We start from the raw sequence: 22,098 nt of genomic DNA, 5'->3' as shown, positions 1-22,098 counted from the left end.
TATCTGTTTAGAGCCGTCACTCTTCTTTTTTCTTTTGTTTACGCGGCGGATACGCTTTCCATTTCGACAAATCGGGACTGCTTTTATGAATCATTGATTTTGGAAAGACGAAATTCCAAGGCGTGCTTGTGTTTGCTTTTACTTGAAGCTTCGGATCGAGCGTGAATACTCCTTTAGCTACGATATCTCCAGCAGCATCCTCGACCACGAGCGGCATCTTTTCAAGGTTGATATGCTTGGCTCCCCCATTACGGATAAGCAGTGAAATATGAAGTTCTTCGCGGGATTCAACCATCGCTGCATTCAGTCCGACAAAGTTAATCTGCCCCGGACGAGGAGGACCCATTTTCTCAACAGCTTTTTTAAGCTTACGCTGCTGCTCGGATGGAAGGCGCTTTTTCCATGATTTAGTGAATTCAAGCGTGTGGTCGCGTGAAACAGGGTTAAGCTGAAAGGCCAGCTTCCACCCGCTTCCGGGGATCGAATTTGTAAATAAATCTTTTTCGCTGAATAGGAATTCCCAAGGGCGGCTGGTATTGACTGGAAGTTCACCGAATTCAGTCAGATCAAATGTTTTTCTGCCGAGCACTTCTTTATTTTCGTCAAAAATAGAAATAGTGGCTTCTTTCATTTTCATCTTTTTCTCTACGGACTGGCGGATGAAAGCAAGGAAAACATAATCTCCATCTTCGTTCTGTGTCACACGCACCCCATAAAGAGAAATTTGACCGGGGAGAAGCGGCTCACATAAATCGTTTAGAGTCTCGAAAGCCTTGGTTTCTTTTTCAGAAATATTCCATGCTTCCGGAAGTGAAAGCTCGGGTTGAACAGTAGAAAGCTCCTCCGGTTCTATGTCTGATGCTTTTTTTGAAGAGATGACAGAATCCTGCCCGTCAATCTTAAGATTTTTCAATTCTTTTTCATTAAAAAATGACTGCATTTCCCAAATTACCCCCAAATATAATTGTAATTTCCATCCATTGTGTTCAATTCCGGATGAAAGATGTGTATTTACTTGTATCTTTTTCCCTGCTGTACCTTATATTATATCATGAAAAATAAGGGATTTAGGAAATTAAAAAAGAAGCGATCTCAAAGTTTATCCTTTATTTTCAAGGCAGCCTATAGACAAAAAAACTGTGCGTGTGAAGGGAATTCCATTCTTTCAGTATATTTGATATGATTCAGGAAAGAAAAACTTATGAAGTTGGTGACATCTGTGAAGCAATCCATAGAAACAGTAACGTTATTAGGAGTGCCATTTGTTAAGACTACCCTTTCCGACATGGCTGTAACGCTTGCCAAACATGCTGAGTCGAAGGAAAAAGCGTTTGTAGTTACGGCTAATCCTGAAATCGTCCTGCATACTCAAAATGATAGAGAATATCATCAAGCTATAGAAAAGGCTACCTATGTCACGGCAGATGGGATCGGCATCGTAAAAGGGGCGAGATTTATGGGGCATCGGCTGCCGGAACGTGTGACCGGGTTTGATCTTTTTATGCGGCTGCTCGGTACAGCTAATGAACTCGGTCAGTCGGCGTATTTTCTCGGGGCCCGGGAAGCCGTTCTGAATAAAACTCTCGATACTATCCATAAAGAATTTCCCGGTCTCGTCATTGCTGGAAGTCACCACGGCTTTTTCGACTGGACCAGTCAGGAAATCGCAGAGGAAATTAAAACGAAAAAGCCTGATTACGTTTTTGTTGCGCTTGGTTTTCCACTTCAGGAAAAATGGATTGCCCGGAACTTCCCTGAATTCGACCAGGGTATTTTTATTGGTATCGGTGGAAGCTTTGATGTGCTTGCCGGGGAAGTAAAAAGAGCACCATATATCTGGCAGAAGTGGAATGTAGAGTGGCTTTACCGTCTGGTTAAGCAGCCTGCCAGATGCAGAAGGATGGCTGCGCTGCCCTGGTTTATTTTTAAAGTTATGAAAGAGAAAATCAAAAGATGAGCCAGAGTTTTATGAAAGGTGCGCTTATAATTACTCTGGCTTCCCTGATATCCAAACTTTTAGGAAGCCTCTTTCGCATCCCGCTTCAGAATATTGCCGGGGATGAAGTTTTCGGCATATTTTCGATCGTTTACCCTGTTTATATGGCTGTTTTAATTTTATCTGTCGCCGGGATACCACTCGCTGTCTCAAAACTTATTTCAGAAGCCCGTATTAATGGCGGGGAAAACCATATCCGTGACATTCATAGGACGGGAAGTATTCTGGCCTGCAGTTTTGGAATAAGTGCTTTTCTGGTTATTCTTCTGATTGCCGCCCCGTTTGCTTCTCTGCTCGGCGGGGAATTCGCAGAAATTTCGCTGATAGTCGTTTCCGCTTCCCTTTTAATTGCTCCTTATATGGCTGTTTACCGCGGTTATTTTCAGGGATTTCAGGAAATGGGACCTACCGCTTTCTCCCAGGTGCTCGAGCAGTTCGTTCGGGTATTTTTTATTTTACTGTTCGCTTATATTCTTGTGCAACAGGGTTATTCGGCTTCTGTTGTAGCGGGGGGAGTAATGACGGGATCTATTTTTGGCGCCCTTGCATCTTTTATATATCTGCGCAGGAAATTTGTAACGAGCCCTCTCCGCCCTGAAGCAGACCGTAAATATTCTTTCAGAGATTTTAAAAAATGGACGAAAACAATTCTTTATCTCTCTCTGCCGATCTGTGTAGGAGCGCTTGCTATGGCACTCGTAAATTTTATTGACTCTGTAACGGTTCCTGGTCAGCTCGGCGCGGGGGGAGCAGAAGATCTGGATATTGCCGCGCAGTACGGTTATTATGGACGCGGACTCACGCTTGTACAAATCGTTGTTGTATTCGCCCAGGCATTAATTCTTCCGCTTATACCACTGCTGTCAGCTTCTCTGAAAGAAAAAGACGACGAAAAAACGTCGCTTATTACAGAGCAGGCGCTCAAATTTATGCACGTAGCGGCCTGGCCCGCAGCAATTGGCTTGTTCGTCCTTACCGTCCCTTTAAACTTTGTCCTTTTCGGGGATACGCAGGCTAATGAGGTGCTCGCCGTTGTTCATTTAAGTGCAGCAGCAACTTCCTTTGCGGTTTTGACGACAGGTATATTGCAGGGAATGAATAAGCAGATATTATCAGCAGGGATTGTTCTCGGGGCATCCTTAGTTAAAATTGTACTGAATATCATTCTGATCCGCTATTTCGGGCTGATTGGTGTGGCGTGGTCTACATTTATTGTATATATACTTTTATCAGTATGGAATTTATGGGTGATGAAGCGGACGATTTCCTTCCGCCTGTTTGGCAATCGTGAAGGAAGGGCCGTTGCAGCTGCAGTCCTTATGGGTGTGTCCCTTTACATACCGCTCCTTTGGACGGCTCCTGAAACATGGGGACGCAGCATGGCTCTTATGTTTACGGTGCTGCTGATTGCTGGAGGTGGAATACTTTATGGCGTTTTTCTTCTGTTACTGAAGGCTGTCTCAAAAGAAGAATTGAAAAACATCCCGGTTATCGGCCCTAAAATTTCCCGCCTTTACCGTTAGATGAATGATTGGAGAGGTCGTTGTGAGAAAAAAAGTTTTGTGGGGGATAGTGCTTCTCATCATGGTTCTTTCCATCCCGTATCTGGGAGAACGGATTGCGGTCGAAGAGGGAGCAGATACATATGAAACGGTGATTCCCTATGAAGATATTAATACATTCACTAAAGATGCCGGCCTTGACAGGGGAACTGTATATGAAAAACTTACTTCCGGAGCGGGAGTGCAGTCCGTAGCTTTTGAACCGCTGTCGTTAAACGATTTGCGCGACAGGGATATGATTGCTGTTGTATCAAAGAGTGAGATGATTCAGCTTTATGGAGCATCCCATGATGAAATCCACGAAGAGTCGGGCATTTTCCTTAAAGTACTCGAAGAAAATGAGCTTACAGAATCAATTGAAGAGTCACTGAATTTTTCGCGTGACAGGCAGAGCCTGCAGGTAGATGCCACAGTTATCAATAGAGAGGAATTTCTATTCCTGCCTTTTGCTTCAACAGGAACGATGCGCGAACCAGTTACTTTTGATATGAATGCTTATGAACAAGCTGTAAGCTACGGTATTAATATTATTATCCGTCTTTCGGATAATTTTCAGGCGGAGCATTCTGATCATTTGTTATACGATCAAATGAGAGAAATGAGCGGAGATATATCCCATGTTTTATTTGCTGGGACAGAAATTCCGGGGGGAGGAGATCCCCAAATCACGAGTCTTCTTGCTGAGAAAATAAATGAGCTGGATATCTCAGTAGTATTAATAGAAAACGCTGACCAGGTTGGACTGCATCCTCTGCTGGATCAGGTGGTCCGGGAACCTGTCCGCCTGCAGAGTCTTACTCTGGGAAAAAATTACGATCCGGGTAATTATCAGGACGTTTTCAGGGGAGAAAGAGCCGTAAATGAGCGGAACGTTGATATCCTGTTTATTAATATATTGGACAAAGAAGCTGGAGAATTTTATAGTCATCCACGGGAAGCAGAAAGGATGCTTGAAAGAACAAGTCAGATTTTAGAGGCTATTCACGAAAACATTGATGATGAAACAGGAATTGCAGAACCCCCGCTTCTATCCAGCCTGCCGTTATGGATGGAGGTGTCTGTGATCTTTGCTGCTGCTTCATTTACAGGGATCGTCTTCACTCTTGTCAGCCCTTTGATGGCAGTTCCGGCTGCTCTTTTAAGCTTTATAATTTATTTAACAATCTTTTTGATACAAATTGATTTTTTATTGAAGCTTGTTGTTCTGTTTTTAGCGGTGATGGCACCTGTCTACGCAATACTGCGGATTAAACGGCCCCTGACACTGACAGATGCTGCAGGCTCCTACTTTACAGCAGCAGGAATTACGCTGACAGGAGCATGGTTTGTGGTAATGCTGTTATACGGATCAGACTTCCTGCTCGGTCTTGACAGCTTCCGGGGAGTGAAAGTGTTAGCAGCAGCTCCGCTTGTCATTACAGGGCTGGTATTCCTGGGGTGGTCCTGGCTTCGTGAACCGGTGAAATTCTGGCATCTTGTGGTGATGGTTGTTCTCGGAGCAGTTATTTTATTTTATATTACCAGAACAGGCAATACCGGAATCGCACTTCCCTATGAACTTATTTTCAGGCAGTGGCTGGAGAATATGTTTATTGTCAGGCCGCGTACGACTGAGTTTCTCATCGGCCTGCCGCTGTTTACTCTTGGCCTTTATTTGTGGAAAGAAAAAGTTAAGTATGCATGGTTTTTACTGCTTGGCGGGTCGCTTGCTTTGAGTTCTCTTGCAGGTACGTTTACTCATCTTCATACTCCATTGCTTGTATCCATCATCAGGTCTGCTTTAAGCTTAAGTATCGGATTATTAATTGGAATCCTGCTCATATTAACATATGAGTGTTGCAAAAAATGGATTTATCCTTTTATAAGGGAAAGGAGAATTGGATGAAGATTGTATTATCCGGCTATTACGGCTTCGACAATGCTGGTGATGAAGCGATTCTCCGTTCCATTATCGAGCTGATACGAAAAGAAGAAAAAGAGACAGCTATTTTTGTTCTATCAAATAATCCGCAGCAGACAGAAGAACGGTTTGGCGTAAATGCGGTCAACCGCTGGAATGTTAAAGAACTGTTCGCTGTTCTCCGCGGAGCAGATCGTCTTATCAGCGGTGGAGGAAGTTTATTTCAGGACAGTACAGGACTTGGGAGTGTTGTTTATTACAGCGCGGTGATCTGGGCAGCTAAAGTCATGAGGGTGCCTGTGAGTGTTTTTGCTCAGGGCATCGGTCCGCTTCTTATGAAAAAAAGCCGTTTTCTAACGGCAAAATCGATAAAACAGGCAGATAAAATTTCTGTCAGGGATGAAGCTTCGAGAAAACTGCTCCGGGAAATAGGGGTCAAAAAAAAGGTTACGCTCGTTCCAGACCCTGTTCTCAGTCTGGAAAATGACTATTCGACAGCTTCTGCTGAAGCGTCGTATATAAGCGTCTCCATCCGCGACTGGAAAGATGGAAAAGACCATTTGCAGAAAGTAGCGGAAACGCTGGATATGCTGATGGAGGCAGGGGAAAAAATCATTCTTGTGCCTATGCATGGAGAAGAAGATGCGAAAGCAGCAGCGCAGGTTATTTCCTATATGGATGCATCAGAATACGATGGAGCAGCTATATTCGAATATGAAGCATCTTTTGAAGAAAAGATGCAGGTTATAGCTGAATCGAAATTTTTAATTGGGATGAGGCTTCACGCGCTAGTTTTTGCAGCTGTTTCCAGCGTTCCTTTTGCAGCTGTTTCCTACGATCCTAAGATAGATGCTTTTGCGCTTCTCTGCGGGCAGGAACCAGCCTGTCATATAGAAGACAGCAGCTGGACAGCAAATGATCTATACAACAAAATAAATTACACTTTCCAGACAAAAAATGAGTTTTTGAAAACGATGGATGCTTATGTACAGAGGTCAAAAGAAGAACTGCGCAGGGCAGCTGCGGAAGCTTTTAAATAATTTTACAAAGTAGAAAAGAGCAATATAAACCTTTAGACACTATATAAAACTGTATTGAAAGGGTAAACTGCAAAAGAAACTTATAGAGAATGGAAAAAGGTTTTTTATAAGGCTTTTGCAGCACACCTATTAAATGACACTCGGCGTATATAGAGACGGTAAACAAAATTTATATGGACTGTTCAAGATTGCACAGCGGGGAGGGGGTTACATATGACATATATCTATATTTCAACAGCCTGCTTTATTGCAGCCCTGCTCGTTACCCCGCTTGTGAAAATTCTCGCAGTAAAAGTAGGTGCAGTCGATCTACCTAACCCGCGGAAAATCCATAGTATTATGATGCCCCGGCTCGGTGGACTGGCTATTTATATCAGCTTTATGATCGGTATGCTTATCATGATGCCGGTGAGTCCATATTTTTGGCCTATTATTATTGGGGGAACGATCATTATCATTACTGGTTTTCTGGATGACATGCGGGAACTTTCACCCAAAATGAAACTTTTCGGTCAGACGATGGCTGCGGCTGTCGTTATGTCGGGCGGTATTTACGTTGAATTTATCAATCTGCCTTTTGACGGTATCCTGTATCTTGGGATCTTTGGTCTGCCGCTCACTTTTTTATGGATTATCGGCATTACTAACGCTATTAATCTTATCGACGGCCTTGATGGTCTTGCTGCTGGAGTTTCTGCCATCGTACTGACGACCATTACGATCATTGCTATTATAAATGACAATTTATTTATTATTGCTCTAGGTTCTGTTCTGCTTGCGAGTACAGCAGGGTTTCTGTTTTATAATTTTTATCCTGCAAAAATTTTCATGGGAGATACAGGAGCTTTGTTTTTAGGTTTTATGATCGCCGTTATTTCACTGCTTGGCTTTAAAACGGTAACTCTTTTTTCACTTATCATCCCTATTTTTATTCTTGCAGTACCGATAACGGATACGATGTTCGCCATCATCCGGCGATTCATAAACAAAAAGCCTTTAGCGGCTGCTGATAAGTTTCATATGCATCACTGTTTCCTCCGGCTTGGATATTCCCACCGCAGTTCAGTGTTAATGATATACGGCATCAGTGCTTTTTTCGCTCTTGCTGCGGTACTTCTTACACAGTCGACGTTATGGGGGACGCTGGTGATTAGTCTGCTGCTGCTGTTTGCTATTGAAATTCTTGCGGAAGCAACCGGCCTGCTTCATGCTGATTATCGTCCGGTGCTGAATATAATCAATCGCATAAAAGGATTGAAAACGACGTCCTGATGACGCTGGAAATAACGAATAAATACAAAAACCTCCGGAAAACGAAGTTTCCGGAGGTTTCTTGTATTCCAGAGTGTTGAGTAAGTAAAGAAAGAAGTATATGCAATCTATTCCTTGTATTTTCTCCTCCGCTTACCGGCGGAAGCCTGCCGTGGGGCTTGTCTTCAGCTATTTCTAATGCCGGACTGCATTGGAAAGGATCTTCAGACTGCGCTTCCAACCCACTGGCGTCCCCGCCGGACACTGCAGAGAAAATCACCTTTTTTAATAGGAGAAACCTGTAGTCCGATTGTTTTCGCAGCAAAGTCTTTCTTTTTGTTCAAATGCTGGAGTTGTAGAAAGTGAATCCGGAAAAATGATTCTTTGTTTTATGAAAGGCAGGTCAGCTGAGAGAGTTCCCTCCGGAAAGCGGAAGCAGCCAACTGTCTGCTTATACAGAAAATATCACTTTGTATCCAAAACTTCTTTAGTGAATATTTTACGTTTTCAAATGTAACTATTCGTATATAAAGACGGATGATTGAAACGAAAGTCGTCGGCTCCTATCCCGTGGAATTTCGTCTGAAGTGAACATTTTTCACCATGTTCGGGCATGTTCCCCCTATAAATACATGTGAAGTTCATTCAACTAAAAAGCTTTTTATGAATGACAGTCACCCTGCAGGTGGTATTCGACCGTGTTCACTTTTAGAAACGACCTGCGTAATGAAAAAGGGTCGTTTTATACAGACCAGTTCAGTTATTTCGGAAATGCTAAAACCGTTCACTACCTGAAGATTTTATGTCTGTTTCTAAATAAGCGGTTCCGTCCCGCGTAAGTTTTGCCTGTCCGTTCGTTAAGTTCTGCATCCATTGTTCAAAATTCTCTTCAAATCCTGCCTCTACGTAACAGGTGACCGTTACCTTTTCTTCGTAGGATATATTGTAAAGCTTATAGGGTGAAGAACGCACTTCATTTTCAATCTTCCCAAGATGTGAATAGTCAAAAATGGCTGAGCAGAGAGAGGTGAGGCGCCGTTCTACTACTCCTGCTGCTTGAATACCGGCACTTGCAGCGGAGCCGTAAGCGCGTATTAAACCGCCCCCGCCAAGTTTGATCCCTCCGAAATATCGGGTTACTACGATGCAGGTGTCCTTCAATTTCCGTTGTTTTAAAACTTCGAGCATAGGAACTCCGGCAGTACCGGATGGCTCGCCATCGTCATTGGCTTTTTGAATCAAATCATGTTCCCCGATCATATAAGCGGAGCAGTTGTGGGAAGCATCAAGATGGTTATTTTTAATTTCGGCAATAAAGGTACGGGCTTCTTCTTCGGAAGTAACGCGTTTTACATAAACGAGAAATCGTGACTTTTGAATTATTATTTCTGATTCGCCGTACGGTTTGACGGTAAAGTAAGTACTCAGCATGGGAAACTCCTTTATTGGAATGAATATAATAAATTACTAGCTCTTAAGTCTGATTCTAAAAAAATATCGAAAAGTTGTGTAATCAAGATAAATTACTGTCCATATAGGGTATGATGGGTAATAAGGCACTGTCAGGAAGACTGACCAGAACAGGTATACGTATGCTTTGCCCTGCCAATTATGCTAAAATAGTGTGGGTAGAACGCTTCATATACTCATTTTAACTTTAAGATTTTCAACAAATAAACTGAACAATACGGGGGCGGCAGACCTAGTTTCGGTGCGCTGCCTGACAAAAGATCTATTGAATATCGATAAAGGAAACCGGGAACTATATTTTCAGTATAGCACTCTTAATGGTCAGGCTGTATATCAAAGAAAGAAGGGTTAACATGGCGGCGCTACCTATTATTGAAAATATTTTAGGCAGTGTAGATCAGGCAATGAGTGAAGGGCGCGAAAAGCTTTTTGAAGCAGGCGAAAACGCCCGGAACGAACAGTGCCGTCTGCAAACAGAATTGTATCAGCTTAAAATAAGCATGGAAAATCCGAATATCGGAGAATCAGCACGAAAATTTCCTTCAGAAGATCGTGAAAAAATCTGGGAAAAGCGGTTTCTGCAGATTGAAGAACAACTAAAAGAACTGGAGGATGTTATCCAGCAGTCAGAGGGACTTCTGCAGCAGCTTCATACTGCAGCACATTATTTGAAGGAGGACGTTCCACGAACCAGTGATCCTCAGATATCTTCGGGACTTCATGTCCTAAGGCTTCATGAAACCGCCCAGAAAAGGCTGGCGAGAGATATCCACGATGGCCCGGCACAGCTTATGGCAAATGCTGCGATGCATGCAGAAATACTTGCAAGAACGGCTGCTAAAGGTTCTGTGGATCAACTCGGGAAAGAAACAGAAACTCTCAAAAAAACGATTAAAGAGTCTCTTCTGGAGACCCGCCGGATCATTTTCGATCTCCGTGCCCCGGAACTGCACCAAAGCGGACTCATTCAAGCTCTCGCAAAGTATGCAGAAACGATGCAGAATCGAAGCGGGGTTCGGATTAGAGTGAAAACAGCAGGGGAAGTGCCCTTCCGCTATCCGGCTCTTGAAGCGGCTGCATACCGGTTTGTTCAGGAGGCGGTGCAGAATGCGGTAAAACATGCCGGTGCGGGAACTATTTCTGTTAAGGCAGAAATACAGCCAAATAATCTTTTTCTTACTGTGACAGATGACGGCGGAGGATTTTCAACGGCCGCTCAAAGAGAAGACTCTTTTGGTCTTGAAGGGATGAAAGAACGAATTCAGCTGCTGGGGGGGCAGGTAACGATTGATTCCGGGCAAGAAGAAGGAACGACTATTACTGCTGCCATCCCTGTTACAAGCGAGTCAGAAAACTATTCAGGAGGAAGATAAAATGGAAAATAAACTGCGAATTGTTTTAATAGATGACCACCAGCTGTTTCGTGAAGGAGTAAAGCGTATCTTATCTATGGAAGATGATCTCGAAGTCGTTGCAGAAGGCAATGATGGAAGAGAGGTAATCGATCTTGTGCGCCAGAATCAGCCGGATGTCGTTTTAATGGACGTAAATATGCCCGATGTAAGCGGCGTGGAAGCGACGAAATCCCTTGTAGAAACTTTCCCTAACGTGAAAGTGCTGATCCTCTCTATTCACGACGACGAAACCTATGTAACGCAGGTGCTGAAAACCGGTGCTGCAGGATACCTGCTTAAAGAAATGGATACGGAAGCTCTCATCGAAGCGGTGAAAGTAGTCGGACAGGGGGGTGCTTATGTGCATCCTAAAGTGACCTATAATTTGATTAAAGAGTACCGGCGTCTGGCTACGGACGGCGGAGGAGAGACAGAAGTCGGGTTCCGCGAAGTGGAATACCGCCGGCCGCTTCACCTGCTTACACGCAGGGAATGCGAAGTCCTCCAGCTTATGACCGATGGAAAAAGCAACCGTTCTATTGGGGAAGCGTTGTATATAAGTGAAAAAACGGTTAAAAACCATGTCAGTAACATTCTCCAGAAGATGGGGATGAATGACCGGACTCAGGCTGTCGTAGATGCTATTAAAAACGGCTGGGTAAAAGTAAATTGATTTAGAAGCGGGAGGCGCACCTTTATTAATTCAAAGGTGCGTTTTTTTGGCCGGCCTTGAAAAAAAGCATATAAGCGATGAACGTACGTCTTCTTTTCCATGAGGGTGCTTCCCGGCGGGCCCATGAAAACGAAAGGGGCTGTTTACAGAAGCGGAAACTAAAATGGTATTCATCACACAGCAGATGTTCTATTTTCAAAGCAGCTTTTTTTAATTATATCTAATGTAAGGAAAGCCTTAATAAAGATTTTCCCCTTCAGAATTTCTCCATTTTCACCGTATAATATCCATTATTTTCAAACGATTATTATGGAAAGGATAGACACCCGGGAGTCTGATTGATACTATAGACGAAAGAGAGATCGGATATTCAGCATCAAAAGGAGAGCGATCATGAGTAAAATAGCAATTGTTACTGACAGTACCGCCTACATACCGGAAGAAATACGCGAAAAAAATAATATTACGATGGTTCCGCTGAATGTCATTTTCGGAGAAGAAGTATACCGTGAGGAGTGGGATATTACAGGAGAGGACTTCTATTATAAAATGAAGAATACAGATAAGCTCCCCACAACTTCCCAGCCGAGTATCGGATTATTTGAAGAAACCTTCCGGGAACTGGCAGCAGACCACGATGAAATAATCGTCGTCACCCTTTCAAGCGGTATTAGTGGCACTTACCAGACTGCAGTAGCAGCAGGATCGATGTTTGATGGACTGCCGGTTCACGTTTTCGATACGGAAATAAGCTGTATGGTTCAAGGTTTCTATGCATTGGAAGCTGCCAAATTGGCAGGCGAAAACGCTTCTTCCGCAGATATTCTGAAACGTCTGGAAGCTTTAAGGAGCCGGACGAAAGCCTACTTTATGGCGGACGACTTAAGTCATCTTCACAGGGGGGGGCGTCTGAATGGGGCCCAGCTCTTTATAGGAAGCATGCTTAAGGTGAAGCCGGTTCTTCATTTTGAAAATAAAAAAATAGTGCCCTATGAAAAAGTCAGAACAGAAAAGAAAGCTCTTGCTAAAATAAAAGCGCTTCTCCATGAAGAAGCCAGGCACGGACTGCCTCTTCATATTGCAGTTATTCATGCGAACAGGCAGGAAAAAGCAGAGCAGCTTGCCGAAGAAATCCGTCTCGAATACCCGGAATCAACCGTTTATATCAGTCACTTCGGCCCCGTGATCGGTACCCATATTGGAGAAGGCAGTCTGGGGATCGGCTGGATGGATATGAGTGTGAGTTGATAAAATGAAAGCTGCTCCGCATTCTTTTACTTACAGGCGGACGCTTTTTCTCCGGAGCGTTTTTCACTTTGGAGAGATGAAATACTATAAAGAAAAGGTGAATACATAAAAGCCGGCTGTGAAGGGTTCCAATGAGCATCCGGTTACCTCCCCTTCTTTTTTCAGTTGAAAATATCCTTATATATGAACCCTCTATATTAAATAGAGGAGGAAACAGCTTGAACAGTACTTACCGCGAAAATATTTTGAACAAATTAGTGTACCGTAGACTGCTGATTGATGAACTATTCGAAAATGAACCGGAAAAAGAGTTTCAAAAACTATTGGAAGCGCTTACCGACCTGGAGAATGACGGTTTTATCGTTTCTGAATCTGCTTTGACAAAATCAGGCCGGACATGGCTCTGTACCCGCTGTGGAAATTTGGACAGCGGTCTTTTCGGAGAAGTGAAAATCTGTGGACGCTGCGGAAAAAAGTGTGCTTACTGCCGCTCCTGTCTGATTATGGGACGTGTCATGGGATGCAGCCGTTTCTAATTGTTTAACGGGGACCATCCTGCCGTATGTGCAGAGTCTGCGGATATTTCATGGAACGGGAAATTATCAGTAATGCAGGAGCAGGCTGCGAATAAGCTTGTCGATGCATTTGAAAAAGGACAACAAAAGAATATACTTTTGTGGGCTGTATGCGGAGCTGGTAAAACGGAAATGCTTTTTCCGCTTATAAGTACCTGCCTGATGCAGAACAAACCGGTGATGATATGTACTCCTAGGCGGGATGTCGTGCAGGAACTGGAACCCAGGCTGACTACAGCCTTTCCGAAAGCTGCAGTTGCAGGGTTCTACGGAGGGAAAAAGGCAGAAGAAAGATACCGTCAGGCAGACATATTTATTGCCACTACTCATCAGCTGCTTCGGTTTCATCAGGCTTTTGACCTGTTAATTATTGATGAGGTGGATGCTTTCCCATTTACAATGGACCTCCGCCTGCAGTTTGCGGCGGAACAGGCGCGGACGAAAAAGGCACTTACCGTCCAGGTAACTGCTACTCCATCGGAAAAGCAGAGAAAACAAGTGAAGCGCAAAACCTTGGAAGCAGCCATCGTATCCAGAAGGTATCACGGGTACGACCTCCCTGTTCCTAAAACGGTCTGGGCCGGTAATTGGAAAAAAAATCTTCATAAAGGGCATCTTCCAGCGCCATTAAAAACATTTTTGGAGCGGAACATGCAGAAGCAGGTTCTATTATTCGTTCCGGAAGTGTCCATGCTTCCGGATGTTGAAAAAGGTATCAATAAATTCAGCAGCCGGATTAGAGCAGCATCTGTGCATGCAGGAGAAGAAAATAGATCAGACCTGGTAAAAGCGTTCCGTCATAAAAAACTGGACGTATTAATTACGACAACGATACTGGAGAGGGGAATAACGATTGAAGACGTACAGGCAGCTGTCCTCGGAGCGGAAGCCCCTGTATTTACAGAAACAGCTCTTATTCAAATTGCAGGAAGAGCCGGGAGAAGCAGCGCTTTTCCGAATGGAGAAGTCATCTTTTTTCACTTCGGAAAAACGAGGGCAATGAAACGTTCGATTCGGACGATCTGCAGGCTGAATCGAGGGGGATTCTCATGAGGAGCTGCTGCCTGATCTGTCAACAGTCCTGGCGTCAGGAAGCTGACTGGCTTAACGTTTTTTACGCACGGCCGATCCCACTTTGCACGATTTGTACTTCCCAGTTAAAGCCTCTGGATAATAAAGGCTGTCGAGTCTGCGGGCATCCTGGAGTCGACTTTTGCAGCGACTGCCGACAGCGAAGTGGATCTTCGGAATTCACCCAGCGTTCTCTTTATCCCTATAATCCATTTGTGAAAGATGTTTTAACGGCTTTCAAATATCGAGGAGATGCGAAGCTTGCAGAAGTTTTTTCAAGAGAGCTCTATCTTCTTGCAGTCAGTAATTTCCAAAAATGGGATTTAGCAGCCTGCATCCCTCTTACAAAAGAGCGGCTCCGTGTCCGGGGATTTAACCAGGCGGAACTTCTGGCAGAGCATTTCACGCCGGCCCCGCTTCTTGAAAGAACCAGCCCTCCTTCCAAACAGAGTAAATCTTCGGCTGCGGGGCGGAGGTTAAATACAGAACATATATTTTCCTGCAGTGATTCTAAGCAGATAAAAGGAAAACGAATTCTGCTTATAGATGATATTTATACAACCGGAGCCACGCTTCATGCTGCTTCTGAAGCGCTGATACAAGACGGCGCATCGTCAGTGAAAGGAGTAACGGCAGCCCGGGCACTTTTAAAAAATTCCTGAGTTCACCTGATTTGTTCATCATATTGAAAAAACTTTCCTAAAAAAAAGATATTTTTTGTCGAATAATTCTTTTGAAGGACTTATAATAAAATAAAGATTGCTAATAATAGGTAAATTCACTATAAAGAAGGTAATAACATGAAAATATCACAGGTTATTATCTATATCATCGAAAGATAAGTCCTTGTTTTCAGGTATATAGATGCAGGTGCGAGTTGAAAGAATAATACATCGAATCTTGTCGTTTTTTTTTATAAAGTGTATTCTTATGAGTAGATAAAGAAAGGGAGGATCTTCAAACATGCATGGAAATCAACTCACGGCGGACAGAGCAGTAGACGATCGGATCCTCATCATTGATTATGATCGTTATCTTTCGGGAAGCTCTGAACAACGCTTAAAAGACATTCTTTCAGAAAAACAGGTCATTATAGAGAAAAACAGCGATGCCTCTTTAAACGAAGCAAACTATGTATTTTTGCTTGTAGAATCTGTTTCCTTGGAATCGTTAGGGTGGATTGAAGGAGTTCTGGGGCAGCTGAGAGGGGTTAAAGTTCTCGTGGTGACGGTCGGGCGCCCTAAAGCTTCGCTCGTTCCTTACATTTCAAACAGGCTGAATGGTATTCTTTCCCTCCACAGCTTATATACATACGGAAGTGCAATTATAGATACGTTGAATAAATATGGTTTTTTCCTGGAACAGAATCTCCATGGGGACCTGGTTCATCAGCTGCACGATCAAAAACTCCGTGACCGCCCAATTAAAAGGCTGGTTCTAAGAAAAGAGGAGGTCCAGTACCGGCTTACGAAAAACGAATGCTCCGTTCTTCAGCATATTCTTGATGGCCATAACAATCGAAATATTGCGGAGCTGATGTATCTTGCTCCTTCCACGGTCAGTACGGTCATCAGTCATCTGCTTAAAAAGCTCGGCGCAAACGACCGTACGGATGCCATGGTAAAGATTATCCGAAATGGATGGGTCGATGCCCTCCGTTGATCTTTCATGGTTCAGAGACATTGTAAGTCATTTTCGGATGGCATTCCCGTAATAGAATATTAATTAGTTACCCCCCTGCAGGCAAACGACTTTCTGCAGGGGATTTTAGTGTTCGAATTTAAAAAGTTCAAGCAGGGCCTGCGTTCCTTATGGAAACGAAAGCGTACGTTTATTGCTTCTATCCTTTATTTTCAAGACAGCCGTTCAAAACATGAAGAGGCCGAATATTCATCAATTTTTTGTGTACGAATGTCCCTATCCTGTATAGTAGGAAGTGTACAGCCTGCCTGTCGGCGGTGAATTAACCCTGAAAAACAACAAGCGCTGACAGAACCTTATAAAAATGTGCTATCAAGAAGCTTATCATGCAGGTAATAACGAAAAAGAGGAGAGACATATGGATAAAACGATGAAACAGCTGCTTTATGCCGTGCAGAATAAAGAAGGGGCAGCGCCTCATTTAGAAATTAAGGAGGACATTTATCGGGACGGGGAAGGAGAGATGGTAATATTTCTTTCTGTGTCGGACAAAATGACACGTGCGCACGTTGTAACCGGAAAAGGAAAAACGTTTCAGGAAGCGGCAGAAAAAGCACTAAAAGTTTTTCACCGGAATATTTCACCTGCTTTTCAGTCGGAATACGTTAAGCTGGATATTGTAAAAACGATGAAAACCCCACAGGTAATACATATGAATAAACATAAACTCTTCTATAAAAGAAGAGAGGACGGTTTCCTGCTGGATGGTATGTGGGAAGCGGCTTTTCTACCGGAAGAAGTAGAAGCTTACCAGCTGATTGAAGAAAAACAACTGCGAAGAGAGCGGATGTTCCGACCTGCGGAAAAACATTTCCAGCTGCACAACGGGAAGCTGGGTCATTTGTTTACGGGGAAAGAAAAAGTGGAATTTTCCTTTTTCCGGACGATTTCCTACTTTATCGATGAAACGGGAACGATGCCGCTTTTCCGCGGACATAGGCTTTACAGTGAATTAACAGAGGATATTCTTGAATATGCCGTGAAGCTTTCAAGAGATAATTATTTTCAGCATGTCGTTAACGAAGAAGGGAAATTTCTTTATTCTTACGATCCTGCGGCGGGCAGGGCAGCTGAAGCATATAATATTCTTAGGCACGCTGGTACAGTGTATTCGATGCTGGAAACGTACGAACGTTTTCCAGAGCAGAACCTGCTTCAGGAAATTAAAAGAGCATTAAATTACCTTGTTAGTAAAACGGAAAGTATTTCAAACGCTAAGAAGAAAATGAAAGTTATAGTTGAAAAAGATAACGTTAAATTAGGCGGTAATGGACTTGCTCTCGTTGCTCTTGCCAAATACACAGATGTTACAGGAGATGAACAGTATCTTTCTCTTATGCAGGAGATGGGAGAATGGATGCTGTCTATACAGGAAGAGAACGGTAATTTCGGTCTTCATAAACAGAAATTTTCCACCGGAGAAATTTACGACTTCTCCTCTTATTATTATCCGGGAGAGGCGATGCTCGGACTCACAAGGCTTTATGACCTTGATCCCCAGGAAAAGTGGCTGGATGCCTGCGAAGGCCAGGCCGGATATATAATTCATCAACGTGATAAAAATGTAACGGAAGAAACAGTAGAACATGACCACTGGCTACTGTATGCACTTTATGATCTCCATACGGAAAGAGAAAATAAGGATTATCTTGATCACGCTCTTTTTGTAGCCGGGGCGATTGTGAAAACCCAGCGGGAAAAAGAAGCGGGTCATGATCCTGAATGGCCGGGATCTTATGAGATGAAAGGGATCCCTCGTTCCACTCCAACTGCTTGCAGAAGTGAAGGGTTAGGTGCTGCTGTTCGTCTTGCGGAAGATAATGGTCTTTATAAAGAAGCTGCTGTATATTACGAGGCAATGAAAAAAGGGATTTTATTTCAACTGCAGATGCAGCTGAGGCCGGAATCCGTTATGTATTATGATTACAAGCAGCTTTGTACAGGAGCACTTCATGAAAGTCTCGTTTCTTATGAGCTTCGTAATGATTATACACAGCATAATGTTTCAAGTTTCCTTTCCTGCTGTGAATTAATGAAAAACCGTAAATAGCTGATCTCCCGCAGGTTATCATTTATATTCTATTCTATTCTATTCTTTTACCTGTAAGGTGCCGGAAATTCCTGCTGTTCACTGGGAACTGCTTCCCTTTCCTGCTCCTGCATCCGGGAACAGCATTTAACGACGAAAAAGGACTTCCCTGATTTCGGGAAGTCCTTTTTTCAGAGTGTTGATTAAGTAAAGAAAGAAGTTTATTTATTCTATTCCTTGCATTTTCTCCTGCGCTTACCGGCGGAAGCTTGCCGTGGGGCTTGTCTTCAGCTATTTCCAATGCCTGCTGCATTGGAAAGGATCTTCAGACTGCGCTTTAATCCCACTGGCGTCCCCGCCGGACACTGCAGAGAAAATCACTTTTTTTATAGGAAAAACCTGTATGAAGTACGCTTGTTTTCGCAGCAAAGTCTTTCTTTTTGTTCAGATGCTGGAGCTGTAGAAGGTGACTCCGGAAGAATGATTCTTTGTTTTATGAAAAGCAGGTCAGCTGAGAGAGTTCCCTCCGGAAATCGACTCTTCGAAAGTGGAAACAGCCAACTGTATACTTATACAGGAAGAATTACTTTGTAAACAGCCTGAAAAAAGGACTTCCCTGATTCGGGAAGTCCTTTTTTTCGTTGATAAACAACAGTTTACCAACGAATGATATTAATAAGAAGCTTGATTACATATCGTCATCGTCATCGTCGTCGTTCATAGAGGCATCGTCATCATCGTCGTCGTCATCGTCATCGTCATCGTTCATAGCAGCATCATCGTCATCATCGTTCATAGTAGCGTCATCGTCGTCATCGTCATCGTTCATAGTAGCGTCATCATCATCGTCGTCGTCATCGTTCATAGTAGCATCATCGTCATCGTCGTCATCATCGCTCATCGGATCATTTTCTGTATTACCAGCTGGGTCATCACCAGTGTTATCTTCCATCTCCGTATTGTTACCGCCGTTTGCTGGATCATTTGTTTCTTCATTTCCCCCATCTCCGCAGGCAGCAAGCATTCCTACTGCAAAAACTCCGGAAAGTACAGATAGTGATAGTTGTTTTTTCATGTGAAATTCCTCCTCTAAAAATATAAAACTTCTTTAAGAATTGCAGAAGTTTCGTTCATAGTAATCTTGTATCACTTCTGCGATTTTATTAAACATCGTTATAGTCGTTTAGACACTTTCACATATTTTATTTATAGGAGTATTATAATGCATGAATCAATTTCGTAAGCCGCTGTTAAGAAAGGGATTTTGTACATCGTGAATGATTTCCACTTCAGGCAGACGCTTTCGTTTCCATTTCAGGTCAGCAGAAAAAAGACCTGTTTAAAAATTATTAATTACAATTTCATTGAAAGCAAAGCATGGAAGATAAAATCGTAGTATGATAAGAAGAGGTAAATTGATATTTGAGTGATAGAAGGAAGAGGTTTTATTAATGAGTAATACGTTCGAACAGTTTCAACTAAGTGGAGAAATTCGTGAAGCGCTCGCAGGAATGAAATACGAACAGGCGACGGAAGTTCAGAGCCTTGTTATACCCAGGCTGCTGGAAGGCAGCGATGTTATAGTAAAAGCGAAAACAGGAAGCGGGAAAACAGCTGCCTTTGCTGTGCCGATGTGTGAGAAAGCTGTCTGGGAGGAAAATAAACCTCAGGCACTTGTGCTGACACCGACCCGGGAACTGGCTATGCAGGTAAAAGAAGACATTCAGAATATTGGACGGTTTAAACGTTTAAAAGCAGCTCTCCTCGTCGGTCAGCAGCCGGCAGCTCCTCAGCGGGTGGAACTGAATCAAAAGGTCCACATTGTTACCGGTACACCGGGAAGAGTATTGGATCATATAGAAAAAGGCACACTAAATTTGGAGAATGTTAAGTACGTGGTACTTGATGAAGCAGATGAAATGCTGAATATGGGTTTTATCGACCAGGTCGAGCATATCCTTGCTGAAGTACCCAAAGAACGAATCACTTCTTTGTTCTCAGCAACGCTCCCGCAAAAAGTGATTAAGCTTTCAGAAAAGTATATGAATGAGCCGGAAATTATTGAGACTGTACTGGAAGAAAAGCCTCATATTGATTTTACCTGGCTGGAGACCTCCCGGGAAACGAAAATAGAAGATCTCTATAAATTTCTCGTGAAAGAACAGCCGGAATCAGCTGTACTGTTCTGCAACCAGAAGGATATGGTTGATGAACTGACCTCCTACTTGAAGGATCGGGGCCTCTCCTGCGATAAAATCCACGGAGGGCTCGAACAAAAAGAACGGACTCAGGTTATGGAAGAATTTAAGCGCGGCACAACCCGCTATCTTATTGCTTCTGACGTAGCAGCACGGGGAATTGATGTGCTTGATATGCCTCTTGTTATAAACGTGGATGTTCCTATTGAAACGGAGAAATTTATTCACCGGACAGGGCGGACGGCGCGGGCAGGCAAAGAGGGAAAAGCGGTGACCTTTGTTATTCCTCAGGAAAGGCGTTATGCGGATATGATCGGACGCCGTTTAAAAACAGAAGTAGACCTGGAGCCGGTACCTTTCACAACAGCCCTTGAAGAGAAATCTTTTCAGCAGAAAATGAATGAAGTTCCTCAGCTTAAAAAAGACAAGAGTGCCCCTCTGGAAAAGAACATTACTAAGCTTTATTTTAATGGAGGAAAAAAGAAAAAGCTTCGAGCTTTTGATTTTGTCGGTACAATCACCTCGATTCCCGGTATTGAAGCTGATGACATTGGAATTATTACCGTAGAATCATTGGCTACTTATGTTGATATTCTCAACGGTAAAGGATCCGTGGTTCTTCAGGATATGCAGGAACGAAAGGTGAAAGGAAAGAATTTAAAAGTAAGAGAAGCAAGAAGATAGACAGAAAGAAGCAGAACCGGTTACAGCGGTTCTGCTTCTTTGTTTTTCCATGGAGGGAAAGGGACCACATTTGTAGTTTTATCGGATAGTGCAGAAAATTCACGCTGCTTTTCCTGATCTGCGGCATAGAGGGCCTGGGAGAGCAAGCGCGCAATTTTCATAACGATGTGCAGACGTGTGTTCTGAAGCACGGAAAACTCCATGAAACCTGAAACGTTTATAATGCCGGTTAAGTATAAATCTCCTACTGGAGAAAGGGTGCGGTTGAGCGCAGCGCCCGGAAACAAAGGTCCTTCGCCCAAAACGATGGTACCGACATTTTCCCTGCGGCCAAGACTTGCATCAACTGCGATAATAAAAGAAGCCGGGTGCACTTTTTCAATATGCTGCATAGTGAGGTGAAGGTTTTTAGCATGGACAGGATTTTCAAGAGTTCCATAAATAAAAAATTGTGAAGGCATTTTTTCTTCCAGAAGGGACCCTGTAAGAGGACCGAGTGAATCTCCTGTGGAGCGGTCGGTGCCGATACAGACGATAACGATAGGTAAATTAACTGCGGCAGTCTTGTTTAAAATAGCAGCGGTAAGTTCGTCCGGGGCAGTGACAGATTCGGATGAATATCTGGTCAGACGGTTAGAAGACGGTTCATTCATTAAACACCCTCCGTTCGCTATAAAAATAGGATATGTTCATTATAACGTACACTAAAGAGAAAGCAATACTTTTTTAAATATTTTCCATATTTAACAATAGAGAGATTACTGAAATCCAGAACAGCTTCCCCTGGTCCTAAAACCCGGCTCCGTAGAAAACTCCTTTAAGAATATTATAAACTGAAAATTACAAAAATAAATACTCAAATAGTGAAAATATGGTACAATAAGGGTGCAGGATGACTATGAGAATTTTTGGAGGGATGAAAAATGCAGGAAAAACAACCGCCATCTGCCAGCAGTTCAGGATTATCGCAGAACACAGCAGCAACGCTCAGCTATGTTTTGGGATTTATTACAGGATTAATATTTTTGTTTATGGAAAAAGACAACAAATTTGTCCGTTACCACGCGATGCAGTCGATTGTTCTTTCCGTAGCCCTGCTTGTTCTTAATACTATACTTGGATTTATACCAATAATCGGCTGGATTCTCAGCATTCTTATTACACCGGCAGCTCTTATTATCTGGATTCTCTGTATGGTAAAAGCGTATCAGGGAGAATGGTACGAGTTTCCTGTCGCCGGGAAATTTTCAAGGGAACAAATTGAAAAAATGTCTTGATAACACAGCTTAAGTGAGAATATTCTGAA

General features: G+C 43.1%; 19 protein-coding genes. 15 read left to right on the top strand and 4 right to left on the bottom strand.

The features are described 5' to 3' along the window. Positions 1-16 precede the first annotated feature (16 nt). A complete protein-coding gene (locus tag FTX54_RS14290; RefSeq protein WP_147803787.1) occupies positions 17-940 on the bottom strand; it encodes an accessory Sec system S-layer assembly protein in 924 nt (307 codons plus the stop codon). A 261-nt stretch (positions 941-1,201) separates the two neighbouring features. Between FTX54_RS14290 and FTX54_RS14285 the strand changes: the two genes are divergently transcribed. The 5 genes from FTX54_RS14285 (at position 1,202) to FTX54_RS14265 (ending at position 7,770) form a co-directional block, all read left to right on the top strand. Next, on the top strand, positions 1,202-1,957 hold the full coding sequence (locus FTX54_RS14285) for a WecB/TagA/CpsF family glycosyltransferase (protein ID WP_147803788.1): 756 nt from the start codon (positions 1,202-1,204) through the stop codon (positions 1,955-1,957). Beyond that, a complete protein-coding gene (locus tag FTX54_RS14280; RefSeq protein WP_147803789.1) occupies positions 1,954-3,519 on the top strand; it encodes a putative polysaccharide biosynthesis protein in 1,566 nt (521 codons plus the stop codon). Before FTX54_RS14285 ends, FTX54_RS14280 begins: the two co-directional genes overlap by 4 nt. Before the next feature lie 22 nt (positions 3,520-3,541). Then, positions 3,542-5,443 (top strand): DUF5693 family protein, encoded by a 1,902-nt coding sequence (locus FTX54_RS14275; protein WP_147803790.1) that lies wholly within the window; start codon positions 3,542-3,544, stop codon positions 5,441-5,443. Next, the gene (csaB, locus tag FTX54_RS14270; protein ID WP_187254547.1) at positions 5,440-6,498 is read left to right on the top strand and encodes a polysaccharide pyruvyl transferase CsaB; all 1,059 of its coding nucleotides are present in this window, start codon (positions 5,440-5,442) and stop codon (positions 6,496-6,498) included. Before FTX54_RS14275 ends, csaB begins: the two co-directional genes overlap by 4 nt. 213 nt (positions 6,499-6,711) lie before the next feature. Beyond that, positions 6,712-7,770 (top strand): glycosyltransferase family 4 protein, encoded by a 1,059-nt coding sequence (locus tag FTX54_RS14265; protein WP_147803792.1) that lies wholly within the window; start codon positions 6,712-6,714, stop codon positions 7,768-7,770. Between the two features lie 753 nt (positions 7,771-8,523). Here FTX54_RS14265 and FTX54_RS14260 read toward each other — a convergent pair. Then, entirely contained in the window at positions 8,524-9,180 is a 657-nt protein-coding gene (locus FTX54_RS14260) for a YigZ family protein (protein ID WP_147803793.1), read from the bottom strand. 392 nt (positions 9,181-9,572) lie between these two features. On the opposite strand from FTX54_RS14260, the gene FTX54_RS14255 reads away from it, so the two are divergent. The 8 genes from FTX54_RS14255 (at position 9,573) to FTX54_RS14220 (ending at position 17,931) form a co-directional block, all read left to right on the top strand. Next, the gene (locus tag FTX54_RS14255; RefSeq protein ID WP_187254548.1) at positions 9,573-10,592 is read left to right on the top strand and encodes a sensor histidine kinase; all 1,020 of its coding nucleotides are present in this window, start codon (positions 9,573-9,575) and stop codon (positions 10,590-10,592) included. A gap of 1 nt (position 10,593) precedes the next feature. After that, complete coding sequence (locus FTX54_RS14250) at positions 10,594-11,286, top strand: response regulator transcription factor (protein ID WP_147803795.1); 693 nt, start codon at positions 10,594-10,596, stop codon at positions 11,284-11,286. A 393-nt stretch (positions 11,287-11,679) separates the two neighbouring features. Beyond that, entirely contained in the window at positions 11,680-12,534 is an 855-nt protein-coding gene (locus tag FTX54_RS14245; RefSeq protein WP_147803796.1) for a DegV family protein, read from the top strand. A 218-nt stretch (positions 12,535-12,752) separates the two neighbouring features. Then, positions 12,753-13,070 (top strand): hypothetical protein, encoded by a 318-nt coding sequence (locus FTX54_RS14240; RefSeq protein WP_147803797.1) that lies wholly within the window; start codon positions 12,753-12,755, stop codon positions 13,068-13,070. A 72-nt stretch (positions 13,071-13,142) separates the two neighbouring features. Then, a complete protein-coding gene (locus FTX54_RS14235) occupies positions 13,143-14,162 on the top strand; it encodes a DEAD/DEAH box helicase family protein (RefSeq protein WP_187254549.1) in 1,020 nt (339 codons plus the stop codon). Then, positions 14,159-14,842: a ComF family protein gene (locus FTX54_RS14230; RefSeq protein ID WP_147803799.1), complete on the top strand. Its 684-nt coding sequence runs from the start codon at positions 14,159-14,161 to the stop codon at positions 14,840-14,842. The genes FTX54_RS14235 and FTX54_RS14230 overlap by 4 nt, the downstream gene beginning before the upstream one ends. Before the next feature lie 301 nt (positions 14,843-15,143). Further along, positions 15,144-15,842 (top strand): response regulator transcription factor, encoded by a 699-nt coding sequence (locus FTX54_RS14225; protein WP_147803800.1) that lies wholly within the window; start codon positions 15,144-15,146, stop codon positions 15,840-15,842. A gap of 397 nt (positions 15,843-16,239) precedes the next feature. Next, a complete protein-coding gene (locus FTX54_RS14220) occupies positions 16,240-17,931 on the top strand; it encodes a hypothetical protein (RefSeq protein ID WP_147803801.1) in 1,692 nt (563 codons plus the stop codon). A 667-nt stretch (positions 17,932-18,598) separates the two neighbouring features. On the opposite strand, the gene FTX54_RS14215 is transcribed toward FTX54_RS14220, so the two are convergent. Continuing rightward, positions 18,599-18,985 carry a DNA primase gene (locus tag FTX54_RS14215; protein ID WP_187254550.1) on the bottom strand — a complete coding sequence of 129 codons (387 nt, stop codon included), beginning with the start codon at positions 18,983-18,985 and terminating at the stop codon, positions 18,599-18,601. A 376-nt stretch (positions 18,986-19,361) separates the two neighbouring features. Between FTX54_RS14215 and FTX54_RS14210 the strand changes: the two genes are divergently transcribed. Continuing rightward, entirely contained in the window at positions 19,362-20,792 is a 1,431-nt protein-coding gene (locus FTX54_RS14210; RefSeq protein WP_147803802.1) for a DEAD/DEAH box helicase, read from the top strand. 20 nt (positions 20,793-20,812) lie between these two features. Here the strand turns inward: FTX54_RS14210 and yyaC are convergent, their stop codons facing one another. Then, the gene (yyaC, locus tag FTX54_RS14205; RefSeq protein ID WP_147803803.1) at positions 20,813-21,445 is read right to left on the bottom strand and encodes a spore protease YyaC; all 633 of its coding nucleotides are present in this window, start codon (positions 21,443-21,445) and stop codon (positions 20,813-20,815) included. 270 nt (positions 21,446-21,715) lie between these two features. On the opposite strand from yyaC, the gene FTX54_RS14200 reads away from it, so the two are divergent. Beyond that, positions 21,716-22,069 carry a DUF4870 domain-containing protein gene (locus FTX54_RS14200; protein ID WP_147803804.1) on the top strand — a complete coding sequence of 118 codons (354 nt, stop codon included), beginning with the start codon at positions 21,716-21,718 and terminating at the stop codon, positions 22,067-22,069. The last annotated feature ends 29 nt before the right edge of the window (positions 22,070-22,098 follow it).

It is taken from the genome of Alkalicoccus halolimnae (assembly GCF_008014775.2).
In the GTDB taxonomy this organism is placed as follows: Bacteria; Bacillota; Bacilli; order Bacillales; family Salisediminibacteriaceae; genus Alkalicoccus; species Alkalicoccus halolimnae.
Note: the sequence above shows the minus strand (reverse complement) of the source record. Positions and strands in the feature narration are given on the sequence as shown.

What these genes read in the sequence shown, in the direction of transcription:
- FTX54_RS14290 (WP_147803787.1), bottom strand. Translation starts at nt 940, where the DNA reads ATGCAGTCATTTTTTAATGAAAAAGAATTGAAAAATCTTAAGATTGAC.
- FTX54_RS14285 (WP_147803788.1), top strand. Translation starts at nt 1,202, where the DNA reads ATGAAGTTGGTGACATCTGTGAAGCAATCCATAGAAACAGTAACGTTA.
- FTX54_RS14280 (WP_147803789.1), top strand. Translation starts at nt 1,954, where the DNA reads ATGAGCCAGAGTTTTATGAAAGGTGCGCTTATAATTACTCTGGCTTCC.
- csaB (WP_187254547.1), top strand. Translation starts at nt 5,440, where the DNA reads ATGAAGATTGTATTATCCGGCTATTACGGCTTCGACAATGCTGGTGAT.
- FTX54_RS14265 (WP_147803792.1), top strand. Translation starts at nt 6,712, where the DNA reads ATGACATATATCTATATTTCAACAGCCTGCTTTATTGCAGCCCTGCTC.
- FTX54_RS14260 (WP_147803793.1), bottom strand. Translation starts at nt 9,180, where the DNA reads ATGCTGAGTACTTACTTTACCGTCAAACCGTACGGCGAATCAGAAATA.
- FTX54_RS14255 (WP_187254548.1), top strand. Translation starts at nt 9,573, where the DNA reads ATGGCGGCGCTACCTATTATTGAAAATATTTTAGGCAGTGTAGATCAG.
- FTX54_RS14250 (WP_147803795.1), top strand. Translation starts at nt 10,594, where the DNA reads ATGGAAAATAAACTGCGAATTGTTTTAATAGATGACCACCAGCTGTTT.
- FTX54_RS14245 (WP_147803796.1), top strand. Translation starts at nt 11,680, where the DNA reads ATGAGTAAAATAGCAATTGTTACTGACAGTACCGCCTACATACCGGAA.
- FTX54_RS14235 (WP_187254549.1), top strand. Translation starts at nt 13,143, where the DNA reads ATGCAGGAGCAGGCTGCGAATAAGCTTGTCGATGCATTTGAAAAAGGA.
- FTX54_RS14230 (WP_147803799.1), top strand. Translation starts at nt 14,159, where the DNA reads ATGAGGAGCTGCTGCCTGATCTGTCAACAGTCCTGGCGTCAGGAAGCT.
- FTX54_RS14225 (WP_147803800.1), top strand. Translation starts at nt 15,144, where the DNA reads ATGCATGGAAATCAACTCACGGCGGACAGAGCAGTAGACGATCGGATC.
- FTX54_RS14220 (WP_147803801.1), top strand. Translation starts at nt 16,240, where the DNA reads ATGGATAAAACGATGAAACAGCTGCTTTATGCCGTGCAGAATAAAGAA.
- FTX54_RS14215 (WP_187254550.1), bottom strand. Translation starts at nt 18,985, where the DNA reads ATGAAAAAACAACTATCACTATCTGTACTTTCCGGAGTTTTTGCAGTA.
- FTX54_RS14210 (WP_147803802.1), top strand. Translation starts at nt 19,362, where the DNA reads ATGAGTAATACGTTCGAACAGTTTCAACTAAGTGGAGAAATTCGTGAA.
- yyaC (WP_147803803.1), bottom strand. Translation starts at nt 21,445, where the DNA reads ATGAATGAACCGTCTTCTAACCGTCTGACCAGATATTCATCCGAATCT.
- FTX54_RS14200 (WP_147803804.1), top strand. Translation starts at nt 21,716, where the DNA reads ATGCAGGAAAAACAACCGCCATCTGCCAGCAGTTCAGGATTATCGCAG.